This is a genomic window from Paenibacillus sp. 2TAB26 (assembly GCF_052115145.1).
Classification (GTDB): Bacteria; Bacillota; Bacilli; order Paenibacillales; family Paenibacillaceae; genus Pristimantibacillus.
The window spans coordinates 1-21,586 of record NZ_JBFRGC010000028.1; the positions used below are offsets into that span (position 1 = coordinate 1).

19 protein-coding genes and 1 rRNA gene are annotated in these 21,586 nt (G+C 43.2%); 8 read left to right on the forward strand and 12 right to left on the reverse strand.

The window, feature by feature from the left end:
• Together AB4Z50_RS27495 and AB4Z50_RS27500 are read right to left on the reverse strand one after the other, a co-directional pair.
• Positions 1-249: ribosomal RNA gene (locus AB4Z50_RS27495) — 16S ribosomal RNA — on the reverse strand; the annotation flags it as partial.
• 275 nt (positions 250-524) lie between these two features.
• On the reverse strand, positions 525-1,472 hold the full coding sequence (locus AB4Z50_RS27500; protein ID WP_441884257.1) for a helix-turn-helix transcriptional regulator: 948 nt from the start codon (positions 1,470-1,472) through the stop codon (positions 525-527).
• Between the two features lie 120 nt (positions 1,473-1,592).
• Between AB4Z50_RS27500 and AB4Z50_RS27505 the strand changes: the two genes are divergently transcribed.
• Positions 1,593-2,084, forward strand: coding sequence for a DinB family protein (locus AB4Z50_RS27505; RefSeq protein ID WP_441884260.1), 492 nt, complete (start codon positions 1,593-1,595; stop codon positions 2,082-2,084).
• Between the two features lie 113 nt (positions 2,085-2,197).
• Here the strand turns inward: AB4Z50_RS27505 and AB4Z50_RS27510 are convergent, their stop codons facing one another.
• On the reverse strand, positions 2,198-5,116 hold the full coding sequence (locus AB4Z50_RS27510; RefSeq protein WP_441884263.1) for a family 78 glycoside hydrolase catalytic domain: 2,919 nt from the start codon (positions 5,114-5,116) through the stop codon (positions 2,198-2,200).
• Between the two features lie 144 nt (positions 5,117-5,260).
• Here AB4Z50_RS27510 and AB4Z50_RS27515 point away from each other — a divergent pair, with 144 nt between their 5' ends.
• Complete coding sequence (locus AB4Z50_RS27515) at positions 5,261-6,145, forward strand: helix-turn-helix domain-containing protein (protein ID WP_441884266.1); 885 nt, start codon at positions 5,261-5,263, stop codon at positions 6,143-6,145.
• Between the two features lie 14 nt (positions 6,146-6,159).
• Here AB4Z50_RS27515 and AB4Z50_RS27520 read toward each other — a convergent pair whose 3' ends face one another.
• The 4 genes from AB4Z50_RS27520 to AB4Z50_RS27535 are packed head-to-tail and all read right to left on the reverse strand — an operon-like array spanning position 6,160 to position 9,405.
• Positions 6,160-6,927, reverse strand: a complete 768-nt coding sequence (locus AB4Z50_RS27520) for a spermidine synthase (RefSeq protein ID WP_441884446.1) — start codon at positions 6,925-6,927, stop codon at positions 6,160-6,162.
• Between the two features lie 17 nt (positions 6,928-6,944).
• Positions 6,945-7,400, reverse strand: a complete 456-nt coding sequence (locus AB4Z50_RS27525) for a GNAT family N-acetyltransferase (RefSeq protein WP_441884269.1) — start codon at positions 7,398-7,400, stop codon at positions 6,945-6,947.
• A gap of 37 nt (positions 7,401-7,437) precedes the next feature.
• Positions 7,438-8,334, reverse strand: a complete 897-nt coding sequence (locus tag AB4Z50_RS27530) for a copper amine oxidase N-terminal domain-containing protein (protein WP_441884272.1) — start codon at positions 8,332-8,334, stop codon at positions 7,438-7,440.
• Positions 8,335-8,358: 24 nt separating this feature from the next.
• Complete coding sequence (locus tag AB4Z50_RS27535; RefSeq protein WP_441884275.1) at positions 8,359-9,405, reverse strand: hypothetical protein; 1,047 nt, start codon at positions 9,403-9,405, stop codon at positions 8,359-8,361.
• A 135-nt stretch (positions 9,406-9,540) separates the two neighbouring features.
• Between AB4Z50_RS27535 and AB4Z50_RS27540 the strand changes: the two genes are divergently transcribed.
• Positions 9,541-10,209, forward strand: coding sequence for an AlkZ-related protein (locus tag AB4Z50_RS27540; protein ID WP_076270413.1), 669 nt, complete (start codon positions 9,541-9,543; stop codon positions 10,207-10,209).
• A 345-nt stretch (positions 10,210-10,554) separates the two neighbouring features.
• On the opposite strand, the gene AB4Z50_RS27545 is transcribed toward AB4Z50_RS27540, so the two are convergent.
• Positions 10,555-10,755: a DUF2197 domain-containing protein gene (locus AB4Z50_RS27545; protein WP_441884278.1), complete on the reverse strand. Its 201-nt coding sequence runs from the start codon at positions 10,753-10,755 to the stop codon at positions 10,555-10,557.
• A gap of 254 nt (positions 10,756-11,009) precedes the next feature.
• Here AB4Z50_RS27545 and AB4Z50_RS27550 point away from each other — a divergent pair, with 254 nt between their 5' ends.
• Positions 11,010-11,786 carry a class I SAM-dependent methyltransferase gene (locus AB4Z50_RS27550; RefSeq protein WP_441884281.1) on the forward strand — a complete coding sequence of 259 codons (777 nt, stop codon included), beginning with the start codon at positions 11,010-11,012 and terminating at the stop codon, positions 11,784-11,786.
• 64 nt (positions 11,787-11,850) lie between these two features.
• Here the strand turns inward: AB4Z50_RS27550 and AB4Z50_RS27555 are convergent, their stop codons facing one another.
• The 3 genes from AB4Z50_RS27555 to AB4Z50_RS27565 form a co-directional block, all read right to left on the reverse strand.
• Positions 11,851-13,608, reverse strand: coding sequence for a methyl-accepting chemotaxis protein (locus tag AB4Z50_RS27555; protein WP_441884284.1), 1,758 nt, complete (start codon positions 13,606-13,608; stop codon positions 11,851-11,853).
• Positions 13,609-13,737: 129 nt separating this feature from the next.
• Positions 13,738-14,544: an aminoglycoside N(3)-acetyltransferase gene (locus AB4Z50_RS27560; RefSeq protein WP_441884287.1), complete on the reverse strand. Its 807-nt coding sequence runs from the start codon at positions 14,542-14,544 to the stop codon at positions 13,738-13,740.
• 68 nt (positions 14,545-14,612) lie between these two features.
• Positions 14,613-15,287, reverse strand: coding sequence for a hypothetical protein (locus AB4Z50_RS27565; protein WP_441884290.1), 675 nt, complete (start codon positions 15,285-15,287; stop codon positions 14,613-14,615).
• Between the two features lie 187 nt (positions 15,288-15,474).
• On the opposite strand from AB4Z50_RS27565, the gene AB4Z50_RS27570 reads away from it, so the two are divergent.
• From AB4Z50_RS27570 to AB4Z50_RS27585, 4 genes are all read left to right on the forward strand, one after another.
• Entirely contained in the window at positions 15,475-16,431 is a 957-nt protein-coding gene (locus AB4Z50_RS27570; protein WP_441884293.1) for a carbohydrate ABC transporter permease, read from the forward strand.
• Positions 16,428-17,258 carry a carbohydrate ABC transporter permease gene (locus AB4Z50_RS27575; protein WP_076270407.1) on the forward strand — a complete coding sequence of 277 codons (831 nt, stop codon included), beginning with the start codon at positions 16,428-16,430 and terminating at the stop codon, positions 17,256-17,258. Before AB4Z50_RS27570 ends, AB4Z50_RS27575 begins: the two co-directional genes overlap by 4 nt.
• Before the next feature lie 82 nt (positions 17,259-17,340).
• On the forward strand, positions 17,341-18,735 hold the full coding sequence (locus AB4Z50_RS27580; protein ID WP_441884297.1) for an ABC transporter substrate-binding protein: 1,395 nt from the start codon (positions 17,341-17,343) through the stop codon (positions 18,733-18,735).
• Between the two features lie 335 nt (positions 18,736-19,070).
• On the forward strand, positions 19,071-20,135 hold the full coding sequence (locus AB4Z50_RS27585; RefSeq protein ID WP_441884300.1) for a ParB/RepB/Spo0J family partition protein: 1,065 nt from the start codon (positions 19,071-19,073) through the stop codon (positions 20,133-20,135).
• Positions 20,136-20,225: 90 nt separating this feature from the next.
• Here the strand turns inward: AB4Z50_RS27585 and AB4Z50_RS27590 are convergent.
• Positions 20,226-21,583 (reverse strand): IS3 family transposase gene (locus AB4Z50_RS27590; protein ID WP_441884303.1). Its coding sequence is split into 2 segments (ribosomal slippage): positions 20,226-21,130 and positions 21,130-21,583, totalling 1,359 coding nucleotides; the frame shifts between segments, so codons are not numbered across the junction.
• Between the last annotated feature and the right edge of the window lie 3 nt (positions 21,584-21,586).

Genomic DNA, 21,586 nt, shown 5'->3' on the forward strand with positions numbered 1-21,586 from the left:
CCGCGGGTCCATCTGTAAGTGATAGATTGCTCCATCTTTCCCGATTCAGTCATGCGACCATATCGCGTATCCGGTATTAGCATTCGTTTCCGAATGTTATCCCAGTCTTACAGGCAGGTTACCCACGTGTTACTCACCCGTCCGCCGCTRAGYATCAGAGGTGCAAGCACCTCATCAACTCCGCTCGACTTGCATGTATTAGGCACGCCGCCAGCGTTCGTCCTGAGCCAGGATCAAACTCTCCAAATGGAAGTTTTCGCTTCGACGCGATGTCGAAGAGAAAAGCTTCATGTGTTTGACTTGCTCATAACTTTTATCGCTATATTTGCTCATCCCGAAGGATTTGCAAGGCAGTTATTACTCGTTGTTCAGTTTTCAAAGAGCAAACTTTTCTATCGTTTGTCTTGCTTGTTTTTCTTTTGTTCCGGTGTGTTTCTTGGCCGGAATAAGAATATACCATGTACTCGCCTACTAATGCAAGTGTTTTTTGAAATTAATTTTATTTTGTTGTCTATCCTTTAACTTCACGCATATTTAGCCATGACTTCAGTTAATATCTTTTTCATGCGATCTATTAGTTCAACCGGTTCCTTAACAGTTGCTTCATTACCTAAACCCATAAAAAACTTCGAATAAAACGAAAGATCAACCTTTCGAATATCGCCATCTATCCAGCCTGTACCATCTTCGCGAATATTCAGCTTGGGCAGCGGCCATAGCTCAGACTCGCAGCGCTGCAAGCCTTCTCTGCTTAATTCAACGTAAAGATTAACATATGTCTCCTGCGTCTGAAAAACCTCATCGCTATTCCCAAGGTTTACATGTCGCAAATCCAGCGCTTCCAAATCAGATGTATCCTCTACAGCGGAGTGAATTCGATCACAACGGAACAACCGCAATTCAGCACGAAGAAAACAGTAAGCGGAACAGTACCATAATCCGTTGCTTGCATATATTCCAATCGGTTGTATTTGACGGCTTGACCGACCTTCTCGTGATTCATATTCGATAACCAACACTTTTTGGTGAATAGCCCCTTCAAGCAAGATCGATAAATAAGGGGATTTCATTTGCCGAGCAGGCGTGAAAAAATCAACACGATTTTTCATTTGATCAATACGATCCCGCACATCACCAGGCATGTAATAATAGAACTTGCTGAGTGCCGAGGATGATTCAGGTTCAAAGGGAAGATATAAATAGTGCCTCAAAGCATGGCTGGCAAAAAATATCGCAACAGCCTCTTCTTCCGTAAAAGCGATCGGAGGCAATATCCTTTCTTTTAATACCTGATACCCGCCATGCGGCCCTACCTCCGAATACAACGGAACGCCCAGCTCACTCAGCTCTTGCAAATCCCTCAATATCGTTCTTGTCGACACTTCAAACTCACCCGCGAGTTCTTTGACGGTGAACTTACGTTTTCTATTAACAGTCATCATCAATTCAATGAGCCGTTTCGATTTTGACATATTCATTCTCCATTCATTTCTTAATTATGACAACTACTGTCACTATTATAAGCTACAATCAGTATTAAGCCCACTAAGGGTGACAACAATACTATAATTAAGAAGAATGGAGTGAAGGTAATGCAATCTCAGCCTATTAATGAAGTAAAAGGATTACTGCTGGAGGAATTGGAGCATATCGCGAAAACCTCTTCCAATTTGATTCGCAAAATCTCATCCGATCATTGGTCATACAGACCGCATGATAATATGAGGACGCTGCTGGAGCTTGTCCAACATATCGTATCTATTCCTTCGGTTGATCTGCTCATTCTTCAGGAGAACGATGAAACCGTCATCCGCAAGCTTGAAGCGGATATAGCTGCCGATCAAGACCACGAGAAACTAATTGCTTGGCTCACGACTGGTTTGCATGAAGTCAGAGCTTATATGGAAAGTCTTCCGGATGAGGATTTCCTGCACAAGAAAACAAAACCATTTTATCTAGAACACGGTTCGGTACAGGCAAAATGGCTGATTGAGATTACGACCCATATTCAGCATCATCGGGCGCAGATGTTTACATATTTGAAGATACAAGGCTATGAAGTCAACATGTTCGATCTATACTAAAATAATTCAAATGCATTTCATCACTCCTATAAAAAAAGCTCTCAACTGTCTACTGACAGCGAGAGCTTTTTTGCATCTTCATTCCATTGAGCGTAATTCAACCGATACTACTGCTAAAAGATTTTTTTCTCCCGAACGATACCTTCGTATCCTTCTGGTATTTTAACATTCACTTTTACCGATGCCGGGGATTGAATGGAAACCTCAATGATTTTCTCATCGATCACTTTCCACGATACATCGATTTGCCCTGCATCGGAGAGAGGAACGCTTCCCTTCGCCCATGTAAGACCACAAGGATTAGGACTAATTTCGACCTCCGTCCAGCCCATTGCTGTACTGCGAATGCCAAGCACCTCGCGTCCAAGGAAATAAGCTGGCGCTGCCGACCAAGCATGACAATGACTTCTAGTCAGCATATTCGGATTCGCTCTATTTTCCGAGAAGTTCGGATACATCTCCCAGCAAGTTGTCGCGTCATGCTCGATCATTTGCCCGTAATTGCGACGGATGTCTTCAACAATCGTAGAATACTGTCCCGATGCCGACAATGCTTCATAATAGAAGAAAGACATGAATGGACTGCCGATTTGAACAAAATGGGAAGGCGATTCCAGCAAATACTTCTCCATAATGCTTCTACGTTCTCCTTGCGCAACGTCTGTCAAATAAGCGACCACCTGTGTTTGCACGGAGAAGATGTCTGATCTGCGTCCATCCACATGGATACAATCCAAGTAGGCAGACTGTTCCTCGGACCACAAATGCTGATTAATCGCCGCTTGAAGATCATCGGCTGCTGCCGCAAAACGTGAGCGCCCTTCCTCATCACCGGAAAAACCAGCCATCTCAGAGGCAACTCGCAGCGTCTTCACTAAGAAGCAGTTCTGATGTGTGACAATGCCATCGTTAGGCTGATCAATCGGCGACCAGTCGAGCAGGTTCCAGCCCTTAATAGCGAGCAATCCATCCTCATTGATTTCCTTCAAATAATGCTCTAGCGTAAAACGGATATGCGGATACATCTCTTGGGCAAAATGAAGATCTGCTGTTTGCTCAACATATTCACGGCATGCAATAGCCCAGAAAAAGGTCCAGTTCGGAATAACGCTGCTCCAGCCGCTCGGAACCTGATCTGCGTATAAAGGCGTTTGATCCTTCGATCCCGGTACAAGACGCAAGCAGCGTTTAACCATATCATTTACGCCGAATAAGTAATTGCTGACCAGCGCTTCATTGCGGCTATCCCCCACCCAGAAAACTTGCTCATAGGCTGGGCAATCCACAAAGGTATCTTCCATGCATAGCTTCGTCGTATGTCGGCTAATCTCCCATATGTCGTTCAATAAAGGATCTGAGCTTTGGAATCTACCAATCTCTGCTACTGGATAATGGCTTGCTATATAATGAACATTTTGTATTTTGACCGGCGTATTCGCATTTCGAACAGTCAACATCAAGTACCGCAGGCCTCTGCGAATTGGAGAGACATGAATCTGTCTTCCTTCTTTACATACATAGCGCACAGTATTGTCCAGTCCAAACGTATCTTGGCGATAATCCTCTGTCATATACTCAAATCCGTAAAAATCTAAAATAGCACCCGCTTCTGCCTCAACCTCAAATGATAGATAACCCGTAAGCTCCTTGCCGAAATCAATTATAATTTCTGTATCTAGACCTGGATACATCGGAATAACTCCTGGCGATGCGTTCGGAATAACAAGATTTTGCAAAGCCACCGGTATAACATGCGGAGTGCTTTCCTTCTTCCAGACAGAGAGACTGAATACATCCACTTCACTTACGAGACTCTCATCGATAGAACGAATATATGGAGAATACGCATCCAAATCTTGAACGGAAGAAACCTTATCTATCACTTGCTTATAATACGCATCCTCAAAATCAATCTGTCTTGATTCCTGATGATCCAAATATACGGTACTGTCAAAAGGACCAATGCTAATAAAAGCTGATCCACCTACTGACTGTTGCTCAGAAGCTAGCGGTGATCGAACCTCAATCGGAGCTTCACTGTAGATGCCCAGGTGCAGCTGACCTGTATGCATGCTTCCACTCACATCAATTAAGAGTAAATGTTCGCCTTTTTGAATTGTCACTTCCGCATAACGTTCAGGAAGCACTCCCGTGAACTGATCCGAATCCAGCTTCACCCCATTAATTGAGACTGCTCTTACGCACTCACTCGCAAATGGGAACCCAAGTATGATATCCGTGTCTTCTTGGACAGACAGTATGGTAGCCGCATAACCCGTGAAGCCGACAACATTTGCATGGTCCTCACTGCCTTCAACCATTTGATTGCGTATATCAATTGACGTAGAGAAGCTGAAGGACTTAACGCTGCTCAGAGATAAAATGCGGGAAGGATAAACAGGGTACTCTGCTAACAGCGGAATGTCCCGCTCTATTAACGTCTTCCACGGTCCAGTGCCAACACCCCCTAGTAACGCTGCTTTCTCCCAAGCATCACCACTACCCGTGGCTGTAGTCCAATCGCTGTCCCACGAGCCAGCATCAACATACTCAGAATAGCCTTGCTGACAAGACATTCGAGGCGTACGTGTATGATAGCCTTCATGAATAGCTGTGCTCCAAGTATCATCTGACTCAAGCAGCGTTTGCGTTCCTTCTTCACTGCTTCTATCCAACTGCACAAGCAGCCCGCCGCGGCCTCTTAAATAGTAAAAGGTCGATACGCCAAAATGATGTACGAGCACCGCAATCGTATTCGACTGCCCAGGTACCAGCAGATGGCCAATATCGTACACATCATAAAATTGCTCAACCGTCCAAGAGCGTACAGGGCCGCGTCCTACCTGCTTGCCATTAATATAAAGAACATAGCGAGAATCCGCACTAATTCGCAGTGTTGTTTGAGTATTTTGGTCAAAATCATCCGATGATGGTGCAACATCAAAGCTCTTTTTGAAGCAACGCCATTCATTGCGAGGGCTTTCAACTTCTCCGCCCCAAATCCAATTCGCCTTCCAATTCCAATCCATCATGTTATTCCGTCCCTTCTAAGCGAGTAATCGTATGTTTTCACGTGCATTCTACCTCTAATTATAGTAAAATCATGCTACTCAATTACCCCTGTTTCGGACATTTATTCCCTGAAAAACGACATCGGATGAAAGGAATGAGAGCTGATGACAAGCAAGCATACGCTGCTTTACGAGAGCGAGCAATATTTTCAAAAGAGTAAGTTCATCTTCGTAAACCGCGCCGAGGAAGACTTTGATCTGCCGCTGCACAATCATGTTTTTATTGAGCTTGCTTATGTAGCTGAAGGCAAGGGTTTTCATCATATAGGGGATGAGGTCGTCCCCGTTTATAAAGGGATGTTATTTATTTTGCCGCCTGGCATTCCGCATGTCTTTCGGCCTTCAACACCTTCACGCAATAGCTCGCCATTAATTGTATATAATTGCGTCTTCATGCCCTCGCTCCTTCAATCTCAGAAAGACTGGATTGGCGATCAGGAGATCGTTGATTTTCTGGTAACCTGTTTTAATGATGCATCCACTTTCCACTCCTTGTTCGACTCGGATAGTGTTATCGAAGATTTATTTCGCAGCCTGCTGCGTGAATATGAGCTCCCGCGGAGTGGATCATCGGCTTATTTGCTAACGCTGCTAGTGCAGCTATTTCTATCCGTCTATCGATTAATGAAGGACGCTAAGGAGCTATTATTAGAAGAGAATTCTTCCGCCCGCTTCCATCATGTGCTGAACTACCTTGAACAGCATGCGCATGAGAATGTCACCATTAGCCAGCTTGCAAATCGCTGCGAGTGGAGCGAACGGCATTTCAGCCGCGTGTTCAAGCAGCATACCGGACAAACCTTCCTGCATTACTTGCAGCATCTGCGCATAAAAAAAAGCTGCGAGCTCCTTAGGAACTCCCAGCTAAAAATTAGCAGCATTGCGGAAGAGGTCGGCTGCAAAAATATCGATGCATTCCTCACCCATTTTAAACGAATTGTCGGCATGACGCCGCGCGAATATCGAAAAATCATACGTGACAATAAATGATCCGTATAGTCGGTTCATCCTTTTCGTTTGTCCGCCATCCGATGCCCTTCTTCTAATTCTATTTCGAGGAAACCAGCCATTTCCCGTGATTGAAAGCTGAGCGTTTTGTTACTGCCGACGATGATCATATTACGAGTATCGGCTAAATCTTCTGCAGGCAGAGAGAAGGCTTTCGTATACGGATAGATCTCTTTAAGCGTTGAATAAATTGAATTAATTAATTTATCGTTTTTAACTTTCCCGAAGAGATTCATAATAATCGAACCGCTTGCGTTCAGCTTCTCTTTTGTTAACTCAAAAAATTCCAATGTCGTTAAATGATGCGGAGTCCCCTCTTTCGTGAAGGCGTCCAAAATAATATAATCAAAGCCGCCGGACGCCTGATTTTCAAGGATCAGCCGCCCATCTCCAATTACAACATTGTCCTCGCTATAGCTAAAATAAGTTCTGCTCAGTTCAACTACCTTCTCAATGATTTCCGCTATCACAAATCGTTTATCGGAATAGTGTCCGGCGATGGTTCCAATTCCATGACCAATCATAAATACATTTTCGAACGATTGATCGTTATTTTCCATCAGATGCATAATCGCACGCGGATACTCCATGACGACTCGATTCGGCTCCTTCAAATCGATCGCTCCTTGAATCGCATGATCAGAGAACTGCAAGAAGCGATATTTTCCGATCTCCCCAAATAATTGATTGGCTTCATAGACGGTAATCTCTTGAGAGCCGCTAAGCTCCTTGGCTAACTGATACAAATCATCAAACTCCTTCAGTACGTGTGAGAGCGAAATTAATTTAATGTTTTTTGGAAGGAGGTGAGCGATAGCCGCTCTTCCACTTTAATAACTCCCGTTTCAACATATCCGCTTTGCTTGTAAAGATTAACCGCAGGTGCGTTTTTAGATCCCGTTGATACGACGATCACGCTTCCGCTGACTCCATCGCTTTCGATGTGTTGAAGCAGCTGCTTTGCGATTCCTTTTCTAAAATGGTTAGGGTGGATAATGAGCCGATGAATGTCTATGATGTTATTTTCAATCATGATGGCGATGGCTCCGCACAGCTCATTATTAATATAATAACCATAGAAGGTCTCGCCGCAATTTCGCAGCGTATCAACGGTGTCTTTTAATGGCGGTATCTCATAAAAATCAATGAGCTCTGCTTCTACCCTATAGGATGGAATCTGTATACGCAATACTTCCTCTGCTATCGCAGCATCTGTGATGTCTATTTTTCTAATCAATGTTAATTCCTCTCTAATTCCCTATAGAATCTTTTGCTTATTTAATATCTGTTCGTACTTCTCCCTCAATTGGTAAAATGACGACATTTGCAAATTCTTTATTCGTATAACGATCAATAGAGTCTAGTTCCGTCTTCTTTCCGTTGCTGTCAATTGTTCCATAATTCAGCCAATCCGCCATAAAGTTATCTAAGAAATAGACGGAATCACCAAACGGCTTTGGTTCCTTGCCCGCTTCTCCGTTTTTCCCCAACAGATCCTTTTGCCATTTCACTTCACTAATACCGCTATCGTTGATTTCATAATACGTGATTAACCCTCTATATTCCAAGGTAAAACGGAGTACCTCCCCTTGAGGGAAAGTATACACGGAAGTGTAACCTTCACCATATGGAGCAATACGAATGCCATTGTCAACTACAGGATTACGAATCGCAAGCTTTCGCGCTTCTGTAAGATCACCATTTCTCAGCGTTTTAAACCGCTCTTCACCCGACGGTGTTCTTACAATAATCTGTTTCCCTGTGCTGTCGGTTCCTACTGTTCCGCCAAGCGTTTCCGTAACAAAACGAACTGGAACGTAAGTACGTCCTTTCTTTACGGTGACCGGGGCATCTAAGGGAACTTTTTTCCCATTTACATCAGCTGATTTTAGTCCGTCCTTTAATCGAACAGTCAATTTCCGAGCTGGATTTTGGATCACAATTGTCTTGGTACCCGTTTCGTAGGAATATTTGAGTTTTTCAGGATCATTAAAGGCTGTGAGTTGCACCATCGTTCTGCCGTTCACGTTGAGCACATCATCCTGGAGCCTGCCGTCGATGAACATTTTAATGGTTGCTTTGGGTGCAGACGCCGCCATCGTTGCAGAACCCGCACTAAGCACACCCGCTATTGTTAGTGCAGCTGTCGTTGCTTTTATCCATTTTTTCATCATTAAAACCTCCTGCGAATTTTATTATTGTTGCGATTCCACTTCGCCAACTTTAAAAGCGCCATCCTCCCATTTGTAAACAAAAGTGAGCAGCGGTAAACCATGTTTTGAGACCACTTCTTCGATGGCATCTCCGTCTACATCCACTTCTTCCGCATGACCAGTATCTACGAGCAGGAATGGAATGGGTTTACCATCTTTCATTTCAAAATAATTGTGTATCGGTGCATTTGCCCCAAAGACACCGTCGATTCGAATAAGCGACTTACCATAAAGCTCTAGCTCTTTGATCGATAGAAGCTCATCATTGTTTTGTGAGTGCATGCCTCCGACTGCCCCAAGCTCATAAAGACCAGCTTCAGATTCGAAAGCACCATACACTTGCTCAGCGTCGCCCGACTTCGAATAAATGCTAATTTTTCCATCATTAATGTTCTGTTCTTTAATAAGCTGCTCCATTTGAATATGATCTACCTTCGCAACCTTCTGAGCATTTTCAACCTTCTCATACTCATAGGCAAGCGGCATAACGAACTCACTCTGCTCAGTGAGCTGTGAGTCCTCTTGAATGATTTGGAGTAATTCATTCGTCGCTTCCTTTGTTAATACATAACCCTTATGTGTGTCCTTCACATCCATAATAACTCCCTGTTTAGAACTCGCGTTTATCCAAAGGTTGAAGGTATTTTTCACAAATTGCTGTTTCACCGTAATCGTAAAGATCGGGTTCGACATATTTAAAATACCTTGCATTTGTACTGCTGTATTTATAGCGCTGACAAAAACCTCTAGCCTCCTTTGATCCGTATACACCGACTCTTTGGATTTGGCTCCTGTTACTCTGGAAATAGATATTTCTTTCGCATCTGTGATATTAAATGATGGACTAATCTTCTTATCCAATAACCCTGTTAGTTTAGCTTGAACCAGTTGCTGCTCCTGTACATTAGTTGCCTTTGGGTCAACACTTTCGGCTGCACAACCAGCAAGAAGCAGCACCGTAATGACAGCTGAAACGAATGTTCCTTTCACTTTTTCGCCAGTCCTTTCATGAGCAAAGAGCTGTTCCATTTTAACCTCATGTATAGTGACGCCAGTTACTGTAAAAAAGTTACTTTTTTTGATCGAATTTAATAAGTCGCTGTATGGAAGGATTAGACAGGTGAAAACTAGAATAAAGGAGTAAACGATATAAGGAGTGTATATATGAGCATTACCACTTATCCAGAGTTCGTAAAGCTGGTCGAGCAATATAAGATTTTTCCATTCTCAGACCTTATCCCTGAGCATCCGTCCCTCACTGCCGTGGTTCCTAGTGACAGCTGGCATACAGAAACTGAGTTTGATCCGTGGATATGGCGGGTTAAAATCGTAAAGGATGAGCATGCGGCATATGGCAAGTTTTTTGGCAGCAAACTAACCTTTATTCACGTTGACTTGTTTCCTCATATCCCGTTCTTGTTGTCCCAAGGAAAAAGCGTTGAGGAACGCTATAGCAGCGGTCTTATGTCCCAAGAAGCCAGAAATATTTATCATATTATTAAGGAAGCAGGCAATATCGACTCACGCAATTTGCGTAAGGAAAGCCGGCTGACTGCTAAAGAGCAGAAGAAGGACTACGATCGGGCGCTTGTTGATCTTCAAAACTTTGCTGACATTGTGATTACCGGGGCGCAGGAAGCTGACTTCGATGGCGGTTGGAGCAGCATGTGCTTTGAAAGCTCAGATCACTGGCTTCAAACCACACTTGGTAAAGAGGCTGTTGCTCACGATAATCTAGCAGAGACCAGAGCTATCGTCAAAGCAGAACTGAGCGATGTTTGTACGGAGAAAGCTCTTAAATATTTGGATAAAAAGCTTCATCTCAATAAATAAATACGATGTGGCTCGTTGATTACCTCGACTGTGCTTAGGTTCCGTCCTAACGGACATATAAGCCTTTATTTCTCAAAATAAAGGCTAATTTGCTTTCTAACGGACATAGGATCCTCTATTTGCCCAAAATGACCCCAACAACCTTCGGATATCATGAAATAAGAGATCCTATGTCCGTTAGATCGAGAAAAAGTACGATTTACGGCAAATAAGGTCTCTCCTGTCCGTTACCGAGTGTCGTGTGTAGGTTCTATGGTTGGGTTTTGTGTTTTGGTTTTGTGGGTGGGTTTTGTGGGTGGGTTTTGTGGGTCGGTTTTGTAGTTGTTCATCATAAAGCATAGACAATTAAGTTATTAATTTGTCATACCCTTTGGGATCAAGGCCTTCTGGCTTAATCTCGCTCATAGCACTGGCTTCTTTTGTTGTTTTGGAATGACATGACTGACAAATATAATACTTCGTTTGTTTTTCAATGAGCCTTCGATATTGAGGATCACTGTGATTAATATCAAATGGTTTTCTGCACAACATACAGTTTACATGCATTCCATAATCACCCTCTCATAGACCAGCATTCATTAATAGTATAAATGAACCCGTTGTAAATGAGAATTTAGAAATATCTTTTTTCTGGAAATATTGACCTATATTTACCCATTGCCTATACTTATAATAACTTTACAAGAAAGCGAGTGGTTATCATGCAAAAACTACATTCCGGTACGTTCATTATTAAGGTGCGTAAGGGATAATCATTACAATCCCTTCCGTAAACATCTAATTATCGGAGGGAATTACGTATGTCGTTTAGTTATTATGGAGAACTTTGCACAGTGGTCTATGATTTATCCAAGAAAACAGGTCAATCTATCGGTGGCGATTTAGAATATTACCAAGATCGACTGAAAGATTGCAATGGTCGTATTCTCGAAGCAATGGCCGGTTCTGGTCGTGYTCTCGTTCCGCTTCTAGAAGCAGGGCTGCAAGTCGATGGCGTTGATTATTCAGCGGAAATGCTCGCATCCTGCCGTCAACGCTGTGAGGAACGCGGGCTCGTTACTGAGCTGTATGAGTCAAATTTGCAACAGCTTGATTTGCCTCATCGCTATGAAGCCATCATTATCCCAGGCGGTTCATTCCTATTAATAGAGAACCGAGACGAATCACTTCTGGCTCTAAAAAATTTGTATAATCATCTTGAGCCAGGCGGACGTATCATACTTGACCTGTTTCTGCCTGACAACAATTTCAGTTGTGGGCAATACAGCGGTACGTCGACATTCAACCTGCCGGATGGAGACATCATCACCATGGAAGATAAGCTTGTTGAAGCCGACTTATACAATCAATATAAGATTTCATATATTAAATATGAAAAATGGCACAACGGCGCTCTTATCCAAACTGAGCTGCAGCGATTTGCCTTACGTTGGTACGGTGTCGAAGAGTTTAAGCTTATTTTAGAAAACATAGGTTTTTCCGATGTGATTGTGTCAGCTGATTACAACTATGGCCAAGCACCATCAAACGGCAAACAAAATTACGTATATGAAGCGATTAAGCCCATAGAAGCTTAAGTAATAAGCTAATATGCAAATAAAAAATAGGCTGCCAGCATTGGCAGCCTATTACTTGCTTAAATCAAACATTAACCTGAGCAATGGCTTGTCTCATATCCTTCGTATTAGAGCTTAACACCACAGACACATCATGTACTTGCTTCATCATGTCCAGCTGCTGTGCAGTCAGCATTTGAATTTGCTCCGTTTGATCCGATACATCTCTTGCGATATGCGCAATACTGCTCACTGTAGCGGCTACCTCCTCAGAACCAGCTGTTAACTGCTCCGTCGTCACCGATACCTCCATAATTTGCTCGCTCACAAGTCGGAACGATTCAACAGCATGCAAGAACGATTCGGCTGCTTCACCCGATAAAGAAACTCCGTCTTCAATATCTCTTGAGGCTTTCTCCATCTCTTCGCTAATTTTCCCTGATTCTATTTCAATATTGCCAAGCAGCAATGAAATTTGCTGTACGGAGGAAGCAGAAGCTTCCGCTAGTTTGCTTACCTCTTTCGCTACAACCATAAAGCCTGTTCCATGCTCACCAGCCCTCGCTGCTTCAATCGATGCATTTAGTGCTAGGAGCTTGGTCTGGGAAGCAAAATCGCGAACGGAGCCAATGACATGACCGATTTCACCTGTATAGCTCTGCAATTGCCTTGCAATATGCAGTGTCTGACCGGCAGAAGCCGAAATATTTTTAATTTGTGTGTTCAGTTGTATCATCGCTTGCTCGCCCGATTGTGCGATTTCCAATGACTGTACCGCTGCACTCGAAACGGTGGATGAAGATTCCGCAATCTTAACGATTCCCTGCGCAATTTCCTCCATCGCAAGTGCGCTGTCGTCTGCACTTTTTTTCTGGGCATGCGCACCCTCGAAAATATGCTGAACTGAACCATTCATCGCCTCGCCCATTTGCAGCATATGATCAGCACTGCTTGCAAAGGATTGTGTTGATGAAACGAGCTGCTCAGACGTCTTTTCTACATTGACAACTACTCCTCGAACTCGCTCATTCAAATGCTCGGACATCGTAAGCATCGCCTTGTATACCGTACCTATTTCATCAACAGATTTGACTGGCTTTGCTCGCAAAATAGCATTCGCTTCCACCAGATCACCTAAAGCCATTTTCTCAGCGCTGGCAGTTACCGTCTCCAGAGGCTGAAGCGATCGGCGGACAAACCAGATGATCGCCCCGATTAAAACAAGCGTGATGACTAGCATCATGATATAGAGTGGGATGCTTTCCTTTATGACACTCTTAGCCAGCTGTTGGAATACAGCGGCATCCGTATCAATGCCAATTGCTCCAACCACTGCGCCACTGTCATCTTTCAAAGGTACATAGGCAGACAAGTARGAACCATATACCGGGTTTTCAATTAGTGGAGAGCTTGCGTTTCTTCCAGCAAAAATATGTTCAACCGCCGAAGCCGGCATATCTGTTACTTCATTAATAGGGGAAGCTGAGCTATCATCTTTAGGCAAACCGTCGATCATAATTCTCGGTTCACGATTTTCATCAAAACGAACAAAATAAACGTACCTTGCGCCAATTTGCGAACGGAAATAGCTGAGCTCTTGGCGAATAGACCAGTATAGCTCTGTTTCCTCAGGCTGTTTGAGAAATTCTGTAAATTTTCCCGACTCAAGCGTGGCCGCATAGCTCTCTGCAATTCGAATATTGTAGCTGTTAATCGCCTCTTCAACTGCAGAATTGGTTTGCACTACTTGTGTTCCTATGTAGCCTCCCGCGATCAATATCATAACTACGGTCATAGCGCATAAAACACGGACAATCAGATGCTTTTTCAATAGCGTTATCATTCGTTCGCTTCCCCTCTGTTCGCTCACTAGCAAGTTATTGCTCTTGAAAGCTTTGCCTGATGAATATGGTTATATTTCTCATCATACCACCGTATTTCGACATTGGGGAAAAATATTACAAAAGGGAAACTAGCGGCCTCTATTAGCTTCCATCCATTTTACTCCGTAATCAACTAAAGCTTTAACTGGCATGAGCAGCGCGTCCGCATTGCCGACCTTTCCTCTGCTAACATGATCTGTTTCTTTCTCAAAACACTCGCCTAAATGATTAAAATCATCCGTATCAAAATCAACGTCGCGCAGCGCAACCCATTTTTTCTCTCCGTCTACAAGCATCGGTGCTTTATTAATCGTTTCTTCTTTATTTGCATACTCAGCCCGATACTCCGCTAGATGAAGAGTAGTGTTTTTATTATGACCAACGCCCAGCAGCAGCACCCAGCCCTCCAAGTCATAAAGTCTCGCTAACGGAGAATGTTCACTCAGACTGTATTCCAAGCTATGATTTGCAGTTATCCTATCCTTCTGGGAGCCCCACGCTGCAAAAGAAACCTGTGGATGATTGCTTCGAACGACGCCATTTTGTTTTCTAAAACATTCATTTATGACCCCCATGTCTAAGCAAGGAGTCAGGTCTATTTCAAAAGCTGGCATTGTATCTCTTATCGGCTGCCACCATGATTCCTTCACTGGCGGATATCGCCAAATTTCAGGATCAGACAAATCAGGCGTATGCGTTGGCATAACAAGTGTACCTTCGCTTGTCAGGCATGACTCTATCGCCAAAATCACCGCAGTCGGCCCGCCGGATACAAAACCGCCAAGCGCCTTCATCGAGGTATGCATCATAACCGTCATTCCAGGTTGTATGCCGAGCTTAATCAAATCCGATTTCAACGTTTTCGATGTTAATAAATCCCCTTGTATTTCTTCCATTTTGAGCCCCACCTTAATATGCTTTATCTTTTATCTCATTAAATAAAATCTTTGGCTGCTGCGCAACTCTATTTAGCTTTCAAAAAAGTTACTGCATCCTCCAGACGATCTGTTTTTAGCGCTAGCTTCTCAGTATTGAATACTAAAATGACTGGAAATTGCTCGATATTAAACATCTTCTTTATATCTAGCACGTCGTTTGGATTGTACGCCATCATGCTGTAGCCGCCCTTAAGCATGATGCTTGCTTCTTTCTCGATGTCATTAATATCAAAAGGCTCTCCCTTACCATCCTCGTATATAACTGTCGTTCGGTAGCTGCCTTTTTTGCTTGCCAACAAGCCTGCTCTCTTAAAAAGCTGCTCATTGGACATCGATAAAACAATGAGCTCATCCGGTGTATCCGTAATCTTCTCCGTACGCGAGGGATTGATCTGAACCATCTGTCCTTGCTTCAAGTCCTCCCACTTCAGCTTATCGCCTGCTTCATTGTTTATTCTGGTACTTGGAAGCACGAGGGCCTCATATTCTACGCCCCAATCTTCTATAGCTGGACCCGGCTCATCGCGCTTCGTCCACTCGGAAATATCGAATACGATTTTTTTCTCCTGATCGTTCAAACCGTTAATAAAACCAATCATTTGGTCATCACGGTAATGACCATACGGCTTACTGCTGCAGCCAGCCAGAAGCATCCCTACTGTCAAAAATAAGATGAGGCCTGCACTCGTCCATCGTTTCATCATAACCCCCCTTTCAATTAATAACGAGCATCACGATTTAAAAGTTCCGGTATTTTACAATTCACCAACAGTGCATGCCTATCCTTTAATGCTAGCGATCTACAATTTATTATTAATTTCAAAACATTCCTCGAACATTCTAAATCTACACTATATGGAGAACATGGATGTGAAAGGATGGTAGGGAATGAACATGCAAGAAGGCAAGCTTACTCTAGCCGCTAAGCGTACACATAGCTCTCACGCTGCTAGTCGACTACTCGCTAAAACGAATCGATTGAGGGAGAACGCACTTGGTTATTTGTTTTTGGCTCCTTCACTTTTGCTATTTACAGTATTTTTATTTTATCCGTTGCTGAAATCAGTCTATTTAAGCTTCCAATTAACAGATCCCAGAGGAAGAGTCGCTGAGTATGTCGGGTTCGATAACTATACACAGCTGTTTTCATCGGAAATATTCTGGAATAGCCTGACGGTCACAGGCCTATTCACACTATACACCGTTCCTGTCGGCATTGTACTTGGCATCGTTACAGCCGCGCTCACGCATATCAAGCTGCCAGCCATGCGTATTTTTCAATTCATGTTCGCAATGCCGCTCGCGCTGTCCGTAAGTACTGCAGCCGTCATTTGGATGATCCTCTTTCACCCCAGCCTCGGAATGCTGAATTATATCCTATCAACGCTAGGCATTGCCCCCATCCAATGGCTTACCAATCCATCTACAGCTTTATTATCAATATCCATGATGACCATCTGGATGCAATCGGGATTCAATTACATTATCGTGCTGAGCGGTCTCCAGAGTATTCCGGATGACATGATCGAAAGCGCAAAGATTGACGGCGCAGGCCCATTCCGTGCATTTTTGCAAATCGTACTCCCGCTTCTGTCGCCTACTCTATTTTTCCTAGCTGTTATCTCGATCATCGGTTCCTTTCAATCCTTTGGACAAATCCATCTTCTAACCAAAGGCGGACCTGCCGGTTCAACAGAGGTATTCGTATATTCCATCTATAAAGAAGCTTTCATTAACTACCAATTCGGAACAGGAAGCGCCTTGTCGCTAGTCCTATTCGCTATCATTCTTATTTTGACGATTATCCAGTTTGTGTTTGTAGAAAAGAAGGTGTATTACCAATGATCGGATTAAAGCCATTTTTACGCCGCTCTAGTGTGTACTTGCTGCTCTCATTGCTTTCCATTGCCATGCTGTTCCCTTTGATTTACACATTTCTACAGGCATTGATGACACCTGAGCAGTCTCTTCAATTTCCGCCTGACTTGTTTCCCGATAGCGTGTATTTGGGCAGCATCTCTGCCGTATTTGAGCTTATTCCCGTTGGTGCGTTCATAGCGAACAGCTTTCTTATCGCGACCATTATTATGGTTGGACAAGTTTTTATCGCGAGCATGGCTGCTTACGCCTTTGTATATATCCGTTTTCCAGGCAAAAAATATTGGTTTTCCTTATTCCTCTCCACCATGATGATTCCGTGGGAAGTCACCATTATCCCCAATTATTTGACGGTAAAATCATGGGGATGGCTGGATTCCTATCAAGGATTGACGATTCCTTTTCTCGCGTCTGCGTTTGGCGTGTTTCTTCTGCGGCAATATTTCTTACAGCTGCCTCGCGAGCTTTTTGAAGCAGCTAAAATAGATGGCAGCGGGCATATCCGCCACTTCTTAGTTATCGTACTGCCACTTTCACGTCCTGCCATAGCTTCATTGTCTGTCTATGTGTTTCTGAATTCGTGGAATATGTACCTTTGGCCCCTGCTCATAACGAACAGCGATAAGATGCGAACGGTACAGATCGGCATTAGCATGCTGCAGTTCGAAGAAATGACAAGCTGGAACATCGTTTTAGCCGGCGTAGCTATTGTACTGCTGCCTTCCTTATTACTGCTCATTGTTGGATTAAAGCAGCTCGTACGAGGGATTACTGCTGGTGCTGTAAAAGGATAATGAATGAGGTGGCTCCGTCTTCATAGACGTTTCCATAAATGTACTGTAAACAAAAAAAGTAGTAGAGAGGGAGAGAAAAAGAATGAAAGCAAGGTTTAGGTCTGGTTTGACGATTATGATGGCGGTAATGTTGTTTGTAGTCACAGCCTGCGGAGGCAACAACTCTGGGAACAAAGGCAATGCAGAGGCGCCTTCTGCTACGAACTCAACTGAAGCTTCAGCAGCTCCTACCGAAACGGCAAAAGAACCTGTTAAAGTTGTTTGGTGGCACTCCATGGGCGGAGAACTTGGCAAAGCAGTAACTCAGCTCGTTACAGACTACAACGCTTCTCAAAAAGATGTAGTCGTTGAAGAAGTGTTTCAAGGAACCTATGACGAGAGTTTAAATAAAATGAAAGCATCGATGGATTCCAAATCTGGACCATCACTCATTCAAGTATACGAAATCGGTTCAAGATTCATGATCGACTCTAAAGCAACTACACCTGTTCAAACTTTTGTAGATGCAGAAAATTATGACCTTTCTCAGCTAGAAGAAAATATTACAAATTACTATACATTTGACGGCAAGCTTCACTCCATGCCTTTTAACACATCAAACCCAATTTTGTATTATAACAAAGATTTGTTCAAAGCTGCTGGACTTGATCCAGAAAAAGCACCAGCAACTTTTGAAGCGGTGAAGGAAGCTGCTGCTAAGCTTACGCAAAATGGCCAAACAGGTGCTTCATTCGCAATTTATGGCTGGCTCATGGAGCAATTTTTTGCAAACCAAGGCGTAGAATATTTGAATAATGGCAACGGACGTACAGCTTCCGCTACAGAATCGCAATTGAATAACGAGACTGGTGTTAAAACATTGTCATGGTGGAAGGATCTTGTTGACAGCAAATCAGCACTTAACCTTGGACGTAAAACAGATGATACGAAAAAAGCATTCGCAGCTGGCCAAATCGCTATGACCTTAGATTCTACCGCTTCGCTTCGCGGAATTGTAGATTCAGTGGCTGGCAAATTTGAAGTAGGTACTGGCTTCCTGCCTAAACCTGCCGATGCGAAAGATGGCGGTGTTGTCGTTGGCGGAGCAAGCTTGTGGATTCTGAATAACAAGCCTGAAGCTGAACAAAAGGCAGCATGGGATTTCATCAAATTTTTAGCTAAGCCGGAAACACAAGCTTATTGGCACATCAACACTGGTTACTTCCCAATTACTAAAAAAGCTTATGACGAAAAAATCGTTGCCGATAATCTAGCAAAATATCCACAGTTCCAAACAGCAGTTGATCAACTGCACGCTTCTATCCCTTCCCCTGCTTCGCAAGGCGCAGTGATGGGCGTATTCCCTGAAGCGCGTCAGCTTGTTGAAACGGCGATTGAAGAAGCATTAACTGGCGTAAAAGAACCACAAAAAGCGCTTGATGATGCTGCTAAAGCGATCACTGAAAAAATTGCAAACTATAATAAAACAGTTAAATAATTTGTGAGCCTAAGCCAAGCCTCGTTCACGGGGTTTGGCTTTTTTTGTCCATTCTCCCCCTCCATATCGGTACCCTCTGCCAAGCTAGTGTCGCTAATTCGTGCCATCTGCTATAATTAATCAGAACACTTGTTTGTCCAAATTGATGAGACTTCTCTCGGAAGAACCAGCATCATTTCATTGAAAATGTTATCTTGCAACCATTCCTAACAAAAGATCCGATATAATAGAGGAAGCCATTATCATAATCGGACGCTCAATACTTTTACATAACAGACGAACGAAGAACAAATGACGCCATGCGTTCTAGTAAACAAAAAATTAAGGAGAGACCTATGGATATCATTGAAATTGTTACTGATTTAATTGATGAGGATACCGATCAGCCGAGGTACCAGTTTGACGAAGAAGCGCTGCAAGAATTAATGAGAAGCATAGAAGAAATAGGCCTGCTCTCACCGATTAAAGTAAGAACAACAAGCAACGGACGTTATAAAATCATTTATGGGAACCGCCGCTATAAGGCGAGCAAAATGCTCGGACGGCCAACGATTCCTTGTATCGTCTCAACCGTAACGGACGAGATGGAAATATATTTGGAGCAAATAGCGGAAAATTTGACGCGCGAAGGCTTCTCTCCGATTGAAGAGGCCGAGGCGTTCAATAAGCTGTTGAACGATTCAAAGTTTAAGAGCTCCACCAAATTTTTGTCCGGCAAGCTGGGCAAGCCTGAATCGTATATCAAAAACAAATGTGAGCTGCTGAAGTTTGGCAATGCCGTAAAGAAGCTGATCGTTGGCGGCACTGAGATTAGGAAGGATAAGCTGACCGAGGATCAACTGCTCCCCCTAAAGGATCTGCCGATCGAGCACCGCGATCCACTAGCGCTGATTGCAGCAAGAGATGAACTGCCAGTAAGCGACGTAAAAAAAATCGCCAAGCTGTTTAAAGATAAAACGATCTCTGACAGCACGAAGGACAAGCTGCTATTTAAATCAGGCGCTGGACTCATCGAAACCTGGTCAACTCATGAGCAGAACAAAGCGGAGCGCGCCAAGCCTGCACCTGTTGCCGAGCCCAAAGCAGCTGTTTCAAAAGTAGAGAAGCAAAGCAAACAAGATCAAGCTGATTCTGAACCAGCTCCCAAGACTAGCCAACTACCAGCTTCGTCTGCGTCCATTGAGCTTGCTCTTCATGAGCTGACTGCAGCCCTTCCTTCTCACCTGACTTTGTCTTCGGATATCCTTCAATCCATTGAAGCGATTCGAGCGAGCGGGCAAGTTGATTTCATTCAAGGAGTCAGCGTGCTGATCGACCAATTAGAAAAACATTTGGCAGAATGGAAAGCCGTCCGTGAGCTTGCAAGCGCCAAGTTGCAGGCTGTTGCCACAGCGGATTAAACAACCTACGCATCCTATGTACATCAAAGAACCAGACAAACACTACAAGCGTGTTTGAAGTGACCCCAAAAAGATAGACAGGTTATTTTATTAGGCGATATTCTGGGAATGAGTCCGGTACAGTACCGGACTCATTCCTTTTAATTTTGTCCTAATACGCTTGTGATTGTAATAATCGATATATTTTGATAGCTCATGCTTAAAATGTTCAATACTTTCAAATTCATTTAAATAAAGAAATTCAGATTTCATTGTGCCAAAAAAGCTCTCGATGACGGCGTTATCGTAGCAGTTGCCTTTGCGGGACATGCTTTGCTTGATACCACGTTCTCCAAGAGCATGCCGATACGGTTTCATTTGATAATGCCAGCCTTGGTCAGAATGAATCAGGAGTTTATCTTCATTTTTTAATCGCTTAAATGCTTGATCTAACATCGTGGACACAAGGGAATAGACCGGTCTTGAACCGATCGTATACGTAATAATTTCCCCGTTAAATAGATCGAGCATGGGAGATAAATATAGTTTTTCTCCAAATAGCTTAAACTCTGTTATATCCGTGACCCACTTTTCATTCGGTTTTTCAGAGTGAAAGTCACGTTCTAAAATGTTAGGTGCAATCTTACCAATCATGCCTTTATACGAACGATATTTTTTCATACGTACAAGACTCTTTAATCCCAATACATCCATCAAACGTTGAACTTTCTTATGATTCACTAGATGTTCGCGATTCACTAACTCATCTCGAATTCGACGGTAGCCGTAGCGTCCCTGGTGCTCCTTGTAAATGGCTTGAATCAAGTCTTTTAACTCGGCATCTTTGTCTGGCTTACCGAACGTTTTTACCACGTAATAATAGGTGCTACGAGGGATACCTGCTAGCTGTAGGAGTGCTTTCACCGAGAAATCATTCCTTAGTTCATAGACTACTTGCGCTTTGTCTTGTTTGGTGATTTTTCCTTGTTTTGAACTAAGGCATTCAACTTTTTTAAATAAGCATTCTCCATACGCAAACGGTCTACCTCAGCTTTTAAAGCCTCTACAGACCCTTCTACTAACATTTGATTCTTCTGTTCTTTTGAATCCTTATTCATGGAAGGACGCCCCTTTTTCTTTGATTGTAGGGCGTCTATTCCATGTGATTCTAAGCTTCTTTGCCAGCTTAAAATGGTACTATGGCTCGAAATATTAAATACCGCAGCCGTTTCTCTAACAGACGTCCCATGTTCGTTCATATGATTAAGTACGTCTAGTTTATCCTGCGTGGAATATGATGTATAGCCTTTATTAAAAGCTTTTTCACCATGATACTCATATTGCCTAACCCAATTTATGAATATAGATTGATGAATACGATATAATTTCGCAACCGTATTAAGGCTTTCCACTCCATTTAAATAACGCGTGACTGCTTGTATTTTTGTATCTGGACTGAATTTTTTCATAGA